Below are 12,366 nucleotides of genomic sequence, written 5' to 3' on the forward strand. Positions count from 1 at the left end.
AAAATAAAAAAATAAGAAAATCGTAATTCAAAAGTTAAATCCCATGTTCACATAAAACTTCAGTTTCCCCGACTGATCACTATACATCATCGTTGCCTCTATAGGTCCCAGCCGGCTGCTATACCCCGCTCCCAACCCATAGCCGCTCAGCATCTTGTATTTATCTCCCTTATCCAGTACATCCCTTCCATAAAGGGCCACCCCTACTCTGGGCATCGCATAAATATTTCTTATCACTTCATACTGCCAGGCCGTCTGCACCGCCGCCACTTTAGGAGAAATAACTTCTCCCTCAAACAACCCAATCAGCGGTATCTGATTGCGGATTACATTATTCATACCACCCACCACAAAACCACTGACTACCGATTCATTATAGTTGAAATTCCATCCCAGGTTAGCATCAAATTCAAGAGCCGATTTATGCCCTACAGGGATATAATACTTTGCGGTCACCAGCAGCCGCTGATAATCATTAAAACGGATACCGGCACTATCCAGGTCCAGTGGTACCCCATCGTTACTAACGTTGATGCCTGAATGCTGATTATAGATATACCCTCCTTCTATGTTCAACAGAAACCCTTTGGTAGGATAGACTTTCTGGTTGAGGGAATTAACACCAAAGAAAGCGTATGTATTGAGCTGATTGGTGCTGCCTCTTACCTCCACAAACGGCGAGAACTGGGGTTTATACTTGATATATTCCCAGCGGGAACCGGCACCGAAAGCCATCGTGCTACCCAGCGAGTACTGCAGGTTAATATCTACGTTAGCGTATTTGTTGCGAAAGGGCTGCATTTTGCTGAGATCTTCATTATAGAAGGTAAGCCCTGTATTTTCATAATAGGCTCCCAAACCAAATCCAAAGCTGCGGCTGCGTCCCAGGTATTTAAAGTATTGCGCTGCCAGCCGCGGGTTTTCGCTGATGGCCACGCTCACGAATGAACGGGAATTGGGTATGATAAAATTGCGCTGGGTAAGGTTGAGGATAGCGCTGGCCCCTGTGAGCGTATTATAGTTGAGCGCAAACTTAACATAGGTCAGCGGATTCTCTTCTGCTGTGATATCCATCCTAAACTTACCATATCCTTCGGGCTGCAGGTTGTAGGTGATCAGTTTATAAAAGCGGGTGCCATATACCCGGCGGATGGCTTCACGCAGCTGAGCACTGGAATAACAGCCGTCAGGTTTGATATGCAGCCTTTGTAAAAAAAACTTTTCATCGGAATGTACCAGCCCCGACACATGGATACTGCTCAATTCAACATCAGCGGCAAAAGGCAAACGGCTGGCCACAAACGGGCCTTCGGGCTGCAGTGCATTGAGCGAATCAGCCAGCTGTTTGAATACCGGGTACATCTCCCGCCCCTTGCGCTTCCCGATTTCTATGATGGAGTCCACACTGCCGAAAGCCGCTGCTGAATAGTTTTCCAGCTCTTTATGGATCGGGATGTAGATATCACATTGTTTACGGGCCTTTTCGAAGTCGATAGCATCTTTATAAAACCCCAGCTGGTAAAGGATATCGAAGGGCGTTACCAGTTGATCCGCTTTACGGAGACCTCCACTTACATTAGATCCGATGACGATGTCGGCGCCCATTTCCTTAGCGGTGATAACAGGGAAGTTACGTACCACGCCACCGTCCACTAGTTTGCGGTCACCTATTTTCACGGCAGTGAAAATAGAAGGGATGGCCATACTGGCACGCATACTCGTAACAATTTCACCGCTGTCGAGCGTAACGATCTGGCCCGTAGCCACATCGGTGGCAATACATTTAAAGGGGATATTAAACTGAGAGAAATCTTTTTTATCTTTTACGGGCCAGCTTAACCGGGCCAGCTCCAGCCACAGCGCTTCGCCGGAGATCACGCCAGAAGCCAGTTTGGGCTTGCCATATTCAAAGGGGATCTCGATAATGTATTTGTTGTATTCGTTTTTTTCTTCGTAGGAAACATCCGTGAGTACCGGTTGGTTGGTGAAAAGACTGTTCCAGTCGAGCCTGCGGGCCACTGCTTCTATACTGTCTGCTGAATAGCCCATCGCATACAGCGCCCCAACGATACTTCCCATACTCGTGCCCGTTAGATAATCTATCCGGAGGCCTGCACTATCGATCGCTTCGAGGATACCGATATGGGCCAGGCCTTTGGCGCCGCCACCACTAAGGGTAAGCCCTATTTTCGGCCTGACAGTACCGGCATGCTGTGCCTGTAAACCAGGTGGGAAAATAAACTGGCTAAGTATCAATACAAAAATAAGTCTGCTGAAATACGATAACGGTCCTTGATTCATCTTTTCTTTATTAATTGGGCTACTTACTTAAAGATAAGGCTTTATTCCTTTCAGGAATCCGGCAGCAGGACTTGCACCTGTAATAATTATTCCCTATCTTTTTCGCTTCAATGTTAATAACCCAAAAGCCCAATCGCTTAAAAAATCTCGAAATGCAACAATCCGGAACCAAAAACATCTGGCAGGTCATTATGGCCTCCTCGGCAGGCACACTGATAGAATGGTACGACTTCTACATTTTCGGCAGCCTGTCGGCTATTATCTCTGAAAAATTTTTCCCACCCAGCAACCCAGAGCTGGCCTACATTGCTACCCTGGCCACTTTTGCAGTAGGATTTATCGTTAGACCTTTCGGTGCCATCGTATTTGGCCGTCTGGGCGACCTGGTAGGCCGGAAATACACTTTCCTACTTACCCTGCTTATCATGGGTGGTTCCACCTTCGCCATCGGCCTGATACCCAGTTATCATACCATCGGTGTACTGGCACCCATGCTGGTATTAATATTACGCTTGTTACAGGGCCTCGCCCTTGGCGGTGAATACGGCGGCGCAGCCACCTATGTAGCAGAACATTCGCCCAATGACCGCCGCGGATATTACACCAGTTTTATTCAGACCACCGCTACACTGGGGCTGTTCGTATCTCTGGGAGTCATCCTCATCACCCGCTCAGTGATGACCACGGAAGACTTCAACAACTACGGCTGGCGTATTCCTTTCCTGCTCTCCGTTTTCCTGGTGATCATGTCTTATTACATCCGGAAACGACTGCAGGAATCACCGCTGTTTGTACAAATGAAAAAAGAAGGGAAAACTTCCGCCAATCCCATCAAGGAAAGTTTTGGCAACAAGGAAAACCTGAAACTGGTGCTCATTGCGCTCTTTGGCGCAGCCATGGGCCAGGGCGTGGTATGGTATACCGGCCAGTTTTATGCACTTTCCTTTTTGCAGAAGACGATGAACATCGAGTTTGTACAGTCCAATATTATCATTGCCATCGCACTGTTACTGGGTACACCGCTGTTTATCTATTTTGGCTGGCTGTCTGACCGTATCGGCCGTAAAAAGATCATGCTCGCCGGCATGCTGGTGGCCGCACTGGCCTACTTTCCCATCTATAAAGCCATGGATACGATCGGGGATATAAAACAAAAAACGGAACAAACGGAACTGTTTAAAATAGAAAGTACTCAGTCTAAAAGTGAATCCGGGCAGTTTGTACCGCACACTACCCGCGTGCATAGTTATACTGACGGTAGTATTCTCAGGCAAAGTGAAGGCAAATTGGAGTTAACGGTCAGCAAAAAGAATATGGCCATACTGGTGTTCCTGATATTTATACAGGTGGTGTTTGTGACGATGGTATATGCGCCCATCGCCGCTTTCCTGGTAGAGATGTTCCCTACCAGAATACGGTATACGTCCATGTCGCTGCCGTATCATATCGGCAACGGCGTATTCGGCGGACTGCTGCCTACCATCTCCACCATCATGGTCACCAATACCGGCAATCACCTGGCAGGACTCATTTATCCTATAGCCGTGGCCGTTATCTGTTTCCTGATTGGCCTGATATATATCAAGGACAACAAAGGAAATGATTTATGATTTTTTGATTTCTTGATTTAGGGATTTGAAATGCAGCGAACGTGGTTCCGCCAAAATTTCTAAATCAAAAAATCACAAATTTCCAAAATGATGCAGGAGGTCTTCCCAGTACAGGTGAGGATGTGCCTGCATCAGTTGTTTTACCTTGTCTGCATAGGTGCGCAGAAACTGCTGATGCTGACTGCTTTCCGGGTTAAGCGGCCGGTGTTGTGCGGCCCTGTTCACTTCTGCGATGGTATGCAGCAGTGGCTGGCTGCTGCCATGTACGGCCGCTTTCACCACATGCTCCCATACATAGTTGACAGCTGTTTCATTAGGATGCACCATATCATCTTTATAAAAACGATAATCGCGCAGGTCGTCGATCACCAGTTCATACGCCGGAAAATACCAGAGCCGGGCAAACTTATTGACCATATGATGTACCGCCTGTAGCAATACAGCTTTGCTCAGATTGTTTTCCACCACGCCATCGCGTATATACCGCACCGGACTAACGGTGAAGAGTATATTTAGTTTTTTGTTACGGAAAAACAGCCGGTGCATCACATTATCGAGGGCAGACACCACCTCTTCCACGGTGAGCAGGCGTTTGTGAAAACTGGCTGCCGGCACTTTATGGCAGTTGCCTACCAGCTGATTACCTTCTTTCAGGAAATAGGCATGGGCCGATCCCAGTGTGAGTATCAACCAGTCGGCCTGTTCGATGTTCCGGATAGCCTCCTGCTGGGCAGTATTGATCTGTTCCAGTGTTGCTTCGGGCGTAAGGCCGGAGAAACGGCTGTGATGGTCCCAGCTATGCCAGGTATCCTGATGCTGGAAGAGATCATCTTTTGTATAGATTTTTCCGTCGAGATAAGACGTGATCGCCCTGGTAAGGCTCAACGGATTGAAGAGGATACCATGAGGATTGATGAGGGTGTTAAACCGGTGCTCATGCAGTTTGGCGCCTATTTCTTCCGCAAAACAGGAGCCCATGAGCAATATTTTGTCGCTGTAATGAATACCCGGTTCGATCGCATCTACCGGGAAGTTCAGATGGAATTGCATGTCTTAGTCTTTAAAAACCACGTCAGCCAGCTGCTGTGCCGTGCGCAGGGCGGTCATATCGAGGGTAAGCGGCTCCTGACGCTGCTGACAGAACCAGATCATATTTTCGGTAGCCAGATTGCCTACCAGTTCATCTTTGGCCATAGGACATCCTCCGATGCCTTTGATGGCACTATCGAACCGGCGACAACCCTGGTCCCAGGCAGCCTGCACTTTCTCTTCCCAGTTATGCGGGGCAGAATGAAAATGCGCACCGATCTCTACGCCGGGATAAGCCGGTATCAGGTGTTTGAACAGGCTGGAGATAATGTCCGGACTGGCCACACCTACAGTATCGGCCAGTGAGATGGTGGTAATGTCCATCTTCACCAGTTCATCCACCCAGCGCAGCACGATCTCAGGGCTGTAGGGATCATCGTAAGGGTTGCCAAAACCCATGGAGATATACACTACCAGCTCTTTGCTGTTTTTGATACACAGCTCCTGCATGGTCTGCACCTGCTCCAGTGATTCGGCAATGGTTTTATTCGTGTTTCTCAGCTGAAAGGTTTCGGACACGGAGAAAGGGAAGCCCAGATAGTTGATTTCGTCATATACAACGGCTTCTTCAGCACCCCGTACATTGGCTACAATAGCCAGCAGTTTGCTACGGGTGGCCGACAGGTCCAGCTGTGCCAGCACTTCTTTGGTATCTGCCAGTTGCGGAATGGCTTTGGGAGATACAAAACTGCCAAAGTCCAGGGTATCAAAACCTACCTTCAGCAAGGCCTGCAGATACTCCACCTTCTCTGCCGTGCTGATCATCCGGTGCCAGCCCTGCATGGCATCACGCGGACATTCGATTAGTTTCAGCATAAAAAACGGGTTTAAATCATATCGTTCTTTGTTTCATCGCTTCGTACAAAATAATCCCTGCAGCTACAGACACGTTGAAAGATTCAAAATTGCCGGCCATAGGAATACGGAACAACACATCAGAAGCTTTGATCAGTGCCGGATACACACCTTTGTCTTCAGAACCCATGATCACGGCTACCGGTTCTTTCAGGTCACAGTCATACAGTTTGATTTCTGTTTCCATTTCACTGGCCAGTACCTTGATACCATTGAGATGCAGGGTATCGATTGCCTTCAGCAGGCTGTTGACACGGCAGATGGCAATTTTTTCCAGGGCGCCGGCAGAAGATTTCATCGCTTCTTCGTTGAGGGCGGCAATACCTTTATCAGGAATGATAATGGCCTGGGCACCGCAACAAACGGCACTGCGGGCGATGGCACCGATGTTCCGCACGTCGGTGATACCATCGAGGATCAGGAAAAGCGGTGTTTCTCCCTGTTCGGTCACATGAGAAATTACATCCTGCAGATCCAGATAAGTCACTTGTCCGGTGAGGGCAATAACGCCCTGATGATTGGCCTGGGTCAGTCCGTTCAGCTTCTCTACCGGCACTACATTAATCGGAATATTGTTGGCAGCAGCCTGCTCTTTGATTTGTGGGATAATATCACCAGTGGCACTGCGAAGCATATAGATACGCTCAATCGGCTTGCCACTGTTGAGGGCTTCCATTACCGGCTGGCGGCCGATAATCAGCGAAGACTGTTTGGGTCGGGGGCTGGCGAACCGTTTAGGGCCGCCGCCAGATTTTCTTTCTCCTTTGAAAGCGTTGAATTTTCTTTCCATTTGCTGCAAAGAAACGCTTTTTCTATTAAACACGTATTAAACCAGCTCCCCTTCCAGCAGCATCAGCTTTATTTTCTGAATAGCCGCTACCGAAAGAGAATCAGTAATATCAAAGTTTTTAACCATCTGATAGGCTTCTTCAAAAGGAAGCTTTTTCACCATCAGCTGTTCCGTGTCTTCCGGCTCTGCTGTCCGTTGTTCCAGCTCCCTGGCCAGAAAGACCACACCGGTTTCATCAGTGACAGAGTTGGACAATGCGATTTCACAGATCACCTCCCAGTGGTTGGCCACCAGTCCGGTTTCTTCCAGCAGCTCCCGCTTAGCGGTGTCCAGCGGATATTCGCCCAGCGGACCACCACCTTCCGGTATCTCCCAGCTGAACTTTTTCAATGGGAAACGGTACTGGCCCACCAGATAGATGTTGTGTTGCGCATCCAGCGCCACCACACCGATAGCCAGATTTTTGAAATGGACAACACCGTAGATACCAGGGCCACCAGCCGGGTTCAGCCCTTCATTGTGTACCACACGGATCCATTTGTTTTCATATGTTACCTCGCTGGAGTGAATGATCCAGGGGTTCTTTGTAATATCCATCCTGCAAAGAAAAGGAAAATTGCCTGCAACCTACAGGGCATGATAAAAGTAGTAGGAAGTGGCATCTTTTTTAAAACCTTTGGATGCGTATAACTTCTGCGCACCGGTATTAGCCACATATGTCTGCAACATCAGCCACGCCGCATCTGTTTTGCGACCGTGGTCAATAGCAGCATCTACCAGCGCCCCACCGGCACCTTTGCCCCGGTGTTCTTCCAATACATACACATCATTCAGTAACCAACCCCGCTTCATGCCCAATGAAGTAAACAACGGGTACAACTGCGCAAATCCGATAATCTCATCTCCTTCAAACACCACAAAAATAACACTGTCACCCAACTTTATCCTATCACTCACAAATGCCAGCGCTCCTTTAAAATCAGGCACCTGGTCGAAATAACTGCGGTAAGCATCAAATAATACGGCCACTTCATTTGTATGCATCGCCGATGCCTGAATGACTTCCATATGCTATTATTTATTTTTCGAGAGAACCAGATTAAATTTACTTCATTTCATCATACAAAAAAAAGATGCTCATCCGGTAAACACCGGGGCGAGCATCGGACTTAACTTCTACCTTAAATATTTATTGCAATTGCTTATTCTTGTTGATGGCGTCATTGACAAGATATACGCCTCCAATCGTTACCAGGCTACAGAAACCCATCAGCCAGGTAAGATTTTCCTTCAGCAATACCCATCCCAGCAATACCGCCACAATAGGATTGATATAAGCGTATACTGATGCCAGTGACGGCGGCAAATTATTCAGTGTATATACATAGGCCGAATAACTGAGGAGAGACCCCACCAGAATGAGATACAACAGGCTTTCCCACAACTCTGTGGTAAAACTGCCCGCATCAAAATGTTGCCCCATAAACACGGTTGCAACAAGCAACATCATGATGCCACTGAACAACATCTGAAATCCTGCGCCAAATAGATAATTCACTCCCAGCGCCCATTTAGCCGTCAGCACCGATCCCAGCGCCCAGCAAATACAGGCGAAGATGGACAGCATGATACCAAAGCGGAAATCCGGATTGACCAAACTCGACAAATAATTGTAGAAGATACCTGCCACTCCGGCCAAACCCAGCAGCATCCCCACAATCAGCTGTATGCTGATACGGGTTTTCTTCACCAGGAAATAACTGAAGATAGTGATCCAGATAGGTACGGTAGCGCTGATAATGGCGCCCAGCCCACTGGGTATGTATTGCATGGCCCAGGTCATCAAACCATTACTGCCGCACAACATCAACAGCCCCATCACAAACAGTTTGGACAACACAATTTTTTCCGGCAGCTTATAGCCCTTCAGCATAAAGAAGGCCGTGAGCAGAAACCCTGCTGTGGCCTGCCTGATACCAGCCAGCATGATACCATGAATATGGCGCACCCCAATTCTTGAAGCCAGGTAGGTGGTGCCCCAGAAAATACTTACAATGGCCAGCGCTATATAAGCATTTGTATTTGACTTACGCATATGTATGTTGATTCAAAATCGTATCTGCTATTTCCTTCATCGCCCGATAAGCAATCTGCACATCATCTCCGGTTGTTCTCCAGTTCACCAGCGCCGCTCTGATGGCCGGCTGACCAGCATATACGGTGCGTGTCATACATACCACACCGGTAGCATTCAGCGCCTCTAAAAACTGGTTAACCATTGTTTCCTGTACATCCGCCGTTACGTTTAACGTAAAACACACTACACATAACCTGACCGGTGAAAGCAGGCGGAAATCCGGATTACCCGAAATCAGCTCTCCCAGCTGTCGTGCCAGCATCACATTGTTGTCTACAATCTGCCGGTATCCTTCTTTGCCATAGGCCATCAGGGAAAACCAGGCTGGCAGCGCCCTCTGACGACGTGAGTTTTCTGGTCCGTAGTTGATGAAGTTGAAGTTGGCTGCCGGATCGCCCAGATAGGCAGCACCCGCATTCTGGAACACTTCTACCTGCAGGGAAGGATGCCTTGAAAATATCATCGCCGAATCATACGGCACGTTCAGCCATTTATGTGCATCGATGGTGATGGAATCAGCATGCTCCCAGCCATTCAGCAGGTGGCGGTGTTCTTCGCTGCAGGCTGCAAATCCACCAAAGGCCGCATCTACGTGTAGCCAGAAAGGGTATCGTTGTTTCAGTTCCACCACAGCGGCGATATCATCAAAATCCACTGTATTCACCGTGCCTGCACTGGCCACAAAGATGACCGGTTGCCCTTCTCTCGATGCGAGGAAAGATTCCAGCGCCGCCACGTCTATACTTTCTCTTCCTGGCAGTGCCGGTATTTTCACTATGTTATTACGCCCCAAACCCAGCATAGACATGGATTTGGCGGTACTGGAATGTGGCACACAGGAAACTACCTGCAGGTCCTGCAGTCCGGCCATTCCATCTCTGCCGATGTCTACACCCCGTTGTTTACCCAACCATTGCCGTCCCATTGCCAGACCGGTAAAGTTAGCCATGGTGGCTCCTGTCACGAAACTTCCCAGAAACTCCTCCGGCAAGCCGAAGAGCTGTTTCAGAAAAGCGATGGTTTCCGTTTCTATTGTAAATGTGGCTGAGCCTTTATCTGCTGCGTTGAGGTCCACGGCGGCTGTCAGCCAGTCACCCATCAGGGCTGCCGGCGTAACACCTCCCGTCACAAAGCCCCAGTAGCGCGGACCTGCCGACGCTGTGAGGGCATCACCATACTGTTGCCGGAACAATTCCAGCGCCTCAGCACCTCCCACCCCTTCTTCGGGCATCACCGGCCGCATATCCACCTGCGTTACCTTATCTGCCGCCAATTCATCTAGCGAGGATAAAAATTTACTGCTGAATTCTTTTGTCAACTGTAACAGTAGGTCCGTATGTTTCAAATCATCCTGAAGCTTCGTCATGTGCGGCGGTTTAATTTGGAAAGGATAGGTTTCATCGTTTTCAAAGGTCAAAATTGCACATAAATAAATTCACAAAACAGATTCAGTTTTGTGTTTTTTGAGCATATCAGATTTTTTCTCCCAGGGCTGAAGCCCTGGGCTATAATAGAGGCTATTTGTGAGGATATCTGTGTTTGTGATGTTTGGATGGAGTTTTTTATTTATTTTAAGACCAAACAGTTAACTCCAATGAGCCATTGTTATACCCAACTGAATTTGCAAATTGTATTTGCAGTGAAATATCGTGCTAGCCTTATAGCAGACAGCTTTAAACATGAACTGTACAGATATATGGCCGCTAATATCAACAACAGGTCGCATCATTGTATGGTCATTAACGGAATGCCCGACCATATCCATATATTTCTTCGGATGCATCCTTCAGAATCGCTATCCTCATTGATGCAGATCATTAAAGGGAGTTCATCAAGATGGATCAATGCAAAATATTATCCTCAACAAACCTTTAAATGGCAGGACGGTTATAGTGCTTTTTCGTATTCCCAATCACAAGTACCCATCGTTATCCGGTATATTCAAAACCAGGAAAAACATCACCAGAAACAACCATTTCTCGATGAATACAAAACAATACTCAATAAATTCAACATCCCATACGACCCCGAAAACACCTTTCAAGCGCCCCAGGGCTGAAGCCCTGGGCTATAATTGATGCCAGTCCATATTAAAAGCCCAGTGCCTCTGATAATAATCCTGGGCTTCCGTTCCAACATAGCCCAGGGCATCTAATATAGCCCAGGGCTTTAGCCCTGGGAAAATAAATCAAGCCGTTCGTGGTTCAGCAGCCAGCGTTTGCGCCATAATCCGCCGGCGTATCCAACAAGGGTGCCGTTGCTGCCGATAACACGGTGGCAAGGCACAATGATGGCCAGCTGGTTTTTGCCGTTGGTGGTGCCTACTGCGCGGATGCTTTTGGGATTGCCGATACGGCGGGCCAGTTGCAAATATGAAATCGTCTGACCAAATGGAATGCGTGTGAGTTGTTCCCATACGGTCTGCTGGAAATCGGTGCCAGGTTGTTGAATGGGTACGTCAAATACTTTGCGGTCTCCGGCAAAGTATTCATGCAGCTGCTGTGCACAGTCGAGCACCAGATGCGGAGGTTGCGGAAAAGCTGTTTCCGGTTCTTCCGTAAAGGAAACAGCCTGTATAAAATCATCGGTGCCGCTGATCAGCAGCGGCCCTACGGGAGTGTCTATACGAAGATGAGCCAGTTCCATATTATGATTGAATGGGAGATAATAAGGAGCGCCACAGATAAAAGGTGGCGTAAGCGGCATGTTGATGCCATGAACGTGTGTATTGTTGTAATTCGGCCATAGAAGGTTTGGCAGGGAGTCCAAGCCGGTGGCGGATGGCATTCTGTAAACCCACATCTTCCAGCAGCAAAGCCTGAGGAAACCGGCTGTATTTCATCAGCACATAGTTGGCCGACCAGTTACCGATTCCTTTCAGGGCTACCAGCCTGTCACGGGCTTCTTCGTAGCTAAGTGAAGCCAGTAGCTGCTCTGACAATTCACCGCTGGCCATAACTTTGGCTGTTTCAACAAGATACAACGCTTTACTGCGGGAAAACTGCATCGGAGCGAGATCGGCAGGTGATAATGCGGCGATGACCGCCGGATGCGGGTACAGATAGTAGTCCGTTCCGGCTACAGATTGATGGAAGCCAAAAGCCTGAATGAACCGCTGTCTTAGTGTATAAGCGAAAGACAGGTTGATCTGCTGCCCGATGATAGGCCAGCTGATCGCTTCAAAGAGGTCAGGCATGCCGACCAGCCGCAACCCGCGGTAATCAGCGGCCAGACCGTTGAGCAACGGGTCTGTCAATGTATAGTCATAAAAAGGTTGCAGGTCTGCGTCGAGGTGAAGCCAGCGAGTCACAAACAGCCGTATGTCATCTTCCTGAAATATACTATTCACAGGTGCCAGCACTGTGGCCAACAAGTGATCTGGCCTGGTGCCCGGTTCAACTTCTATTACCACCGGTTCTCCATCTGCCAGCACCATCCGGCGTAATTTTCCGTCTGTAATGTAGTGAAGGCATTCTTTGTCTGATCTGCCCAGAAAATGAAGGCATTCCTGAAAGGAAAAGTTGGCCGGATCATTCACTGCAATCTTTATCTTTTGCCTGGTCATACAACAAAAGTACATAAAC

At 48.3% G+C, this 12,366-nt stretch carries 12 protein-coding genes; 2 read left to right on the forward strand and 10 right to left on the reverse strand.

All coding sequences use genetic code 11. The annotated features are described in order from the left end of the window. Positions 1-27: 27 nt before the first annotated feature. The gene (locus KD145_RS09255; protein ID WP_212005610.1) at positions 28-2,301 is read right to left on the reverse strand and encodes a patatin-like phospholipase family protein; all 2,274 of its coding nucleotides are present in this window, start codon (positions 2,299-2,301) and stop codon (positions 28-30) included. A 152-nt stretch (positions 2,302-2,453) separates the two neighbouring features. Between KD145_RS09255 and KD145_RS09260 the strand changes: the two genes are divergently transcribed. Next, on the forward strand, positions 2,454-3,911 hold the full coding sequence (locus KD145_RS09260) for an MFS transporter (protein WP_212005611.1): 1,458 nt from the start codon (positions 2,454-2,456) through the stop codon (positions 3,909-3,911). 72 nt (positions 3,912-3,983) lie between these two features. Here KD145_RS09260 and KD145_RS09265 read toward each other — a convergent pair whose 3' ends face one another. The 7 genes from KD145_RS09265 to KD145_RS09295 form a co-directional block, all read right to left on the reverse strand. Next, positions 3,984-4,961: a GSCFA domain-containing protein gene (locus KD145_RS09265; protein ID WP_212005612.1), complete on the reverse strand. Its 978-nt coding sequence runs from the start codon at positions 4,959-4,961 to the stop codon at positions 3,984-3,986. A 3-nt stretch (positions 4,962-4,964) separates the two neighbouring features. After that, positions 4,965-5,816, reverse strand: coding sequence for a hydroxymethylglutaryl-CoA lyase (locus tag KD145_RS09270; protein ID WP_249219777.1), 852 nt, complete (start codon positions 5,814-5,816; stop codon positions 4,965-4,967). Between the two features lie 16 nt (positions 5,817-5,832). Continuing rightward, the gene (gene rlmB, locus KD145_RS09275; protein ID WP_212006740.1) at positions 5,833-6,645 is read right to left on the reverse strand and encodes a 23S rRNA (guanosine(2251)-2'-O)-methyltransferase RlmB; all 813 of its coding nucleotides are present in this window, start codon (positions 6,643-6,645) and stop codon (positions 5,833-5,835) included. A 36-nt stretch (positions 6,646-6,681) separates the two neighbouring features. Continuing rightward, on the reverse strand, positions 6,682-7,242 hold the full coding sequence (locus KD145_RS09280; RefSeq protein ID WP_212005613.1) for an NUDIX hydrolase: 561 nt from the start codon (positions 7,240-7,242) through the stop codon (positions 6,682-6,684). Between the two features lie 30 nt (positions 7,243-7,272). Further along, entirely contained in the window at positions 7,273-7,713 is a 441-nt protein-coding gene (locus KD145_RS09285; protein WP_212005614.1) for an N-acetyltransferase, read from the reverse strand. Positions 7,714-7,834: 121 nt separating this feature from the next. Next, positions 7,835-8,740, reverse strand: a complete 906-nt coding sequence (locus KD145_RS09290; protein ID WP_212005615.1) for an EamA family transporter — start codon at positions 8,738-8,740, stop codon at positions 7,835-7,837. Beyond that, the gene (locus KD145_RS09295) at positions 8,733-10,148 is read right to left on the reverse strand and encodes a pyridoxal-dependent decarboxylase (RefSeq protein WP_212005616.1); all 1,416 of its coding nucleotides are present in this window, start codon (positions 10,146-10,148) and stop codon (positions 8,733-8,735) included. Before KD145_RS09295 ends, KD145_RS09290 begins: the two co-directional genes overlap by 8 nt. 228 nt (positions 10,149-10,376) lie before the next feature. Between KD145_RS09295 and tnpA the strand changes: the two genes are divergently transcribed. Further along, positions 10,377-10,841, forward strand: a complete 465-nt coding sequence (gene tnpA / locus KD145_RS09300) for an IS200/IS605 family transposase (RefSeq protein WP_212005617.1) — start codon at positions 10,377-10,379, stop codon at positions 10,839-10,841. 110 nt (positions 10,842-10,951) lie between these two features. Here tnpA and KD145_RS09305 read toward each other — a convergent pair whose 3' ends face one another. Further along, positions 10,952-11,428: a methylated-DNA--[protein]-cysteine S-methyltransferase gene (locus tag KD145_RS09305; RefSeq protein ID WP_212005618.1), complete on the reverse strand. Its 477-nt coding sequence runs from the start codon at positions 11,426-11,428 to the stop codon at positions 10,952-10,954. A gap of 1 nt (position 11,429) precedes the next feature. Then, positions 11,430-12,347, reverse strand: a complete 918-nt coding sequence (locus tag KD145_RS09310; protein ID WP_212005619.1) for a DNA-3-methyladenine glycosylase — start codon at positions 12,345-12,347, stop codon at positions 11,430-11,432. Between the last annotated feature and the right edge of the window lie 19 nt (positions 12,348-12,366).

This window comes from Chitinophaga sp. HK235, assembly GCF_018255755.1.
In the GTDB taxonomy this organism is placed as follows: Bacteria; Bacteroidota; Bacteroidia; order Chitinophagales; family Chitinophagaceae; genus Chitinophaga.

Excerpts from the sequence above, each read along its gene's own strand:
- KD145_RS09255 (WP_212005610.1), bottom strand. The coding sequence starts at position 2,301 with ATGAATCAAGGACCGTTATCGTATTTCAGCAGACTTATTTTTGTATTG.
- KD145_RS09310 (WP_212005619.1), bottom strand. The coding sequence starts at position 12,347 with ATGACCAGGCAAAAGATAAAGATTGCAGTGAATGATCCGGCCAACTTT.
- KD145_RS09265 (WP_212005612.1), bottom strand. The coding sequence starts at position 4,961 with ATGCAATTCCATCTGAACTTCCCGGTAGATGCGATCGAACCGGGTATT.
- tnpA (WP_212005617.1), top strand. The coding sequence starts at position 10,377 with ATGAGCCATTGTTATACCCAACTGAATTTGCAAATTGTATTTGCAGTG.
- KD145_RS09290 (WP_212005615.1), bottom strand. The coding sequence starts at position 8,740 with ATGCGTAAGTCAAATACAAATGCTTATATAGCGCTGGCCATTGTAAGT.
- KD145_RS09270 (WP_249219777.1), bottom strand. The coding sequence starts at position 5,816 with ATGCTGAAACTAATCGAATGTCCGCGTGATGCCATGCAGGGCTGGCAC.
- KD145_RS09295 (WP_212005616.1), bottom strand. The coding sequence starts at position 10,148 with ATGACGAAGCTTCAGGATGATTTGAAACATACGGACCTACTGTTACAG.
- KD145_RS09260 (WP_212005611.1), top strand. The coding sequence starts at position 2,454 with ATGCAACAATCCGGAACCAAAAACATCTGGCAGGTCATTATGGCCTCC.
- KD145_RS09280 (WP_212005613.1), bottom strand. The coding sequence starts at position 7,242 with ATGGATATTACAAAGAACCCCTGGATCATTCACTCCAGCGAGGTAACA.
- KD145_RS09285 (WP_212005614.1), bottom strand. The coding sequence starts at position 7,713 with ATGGAAGTCATTCAGGCATCGGCGATGCATACAAATGAAGTGGCCGTA.
- KD145_RS09305 (WP_212005618.1), bottom strand. The coding sequence starts at position 11,428 with ATGGAACTGGCTCATCTTCGTATAGACACTCCCGTAGGGCCGCTGCTG.
- rlmB (WP_212006740.1), bottom strand. The coding sequence starts at position 6,645 with ATGGAAAGAAAATTCAACGCTTTCAAAGGAGAAAGAAAATCTGGCGGC.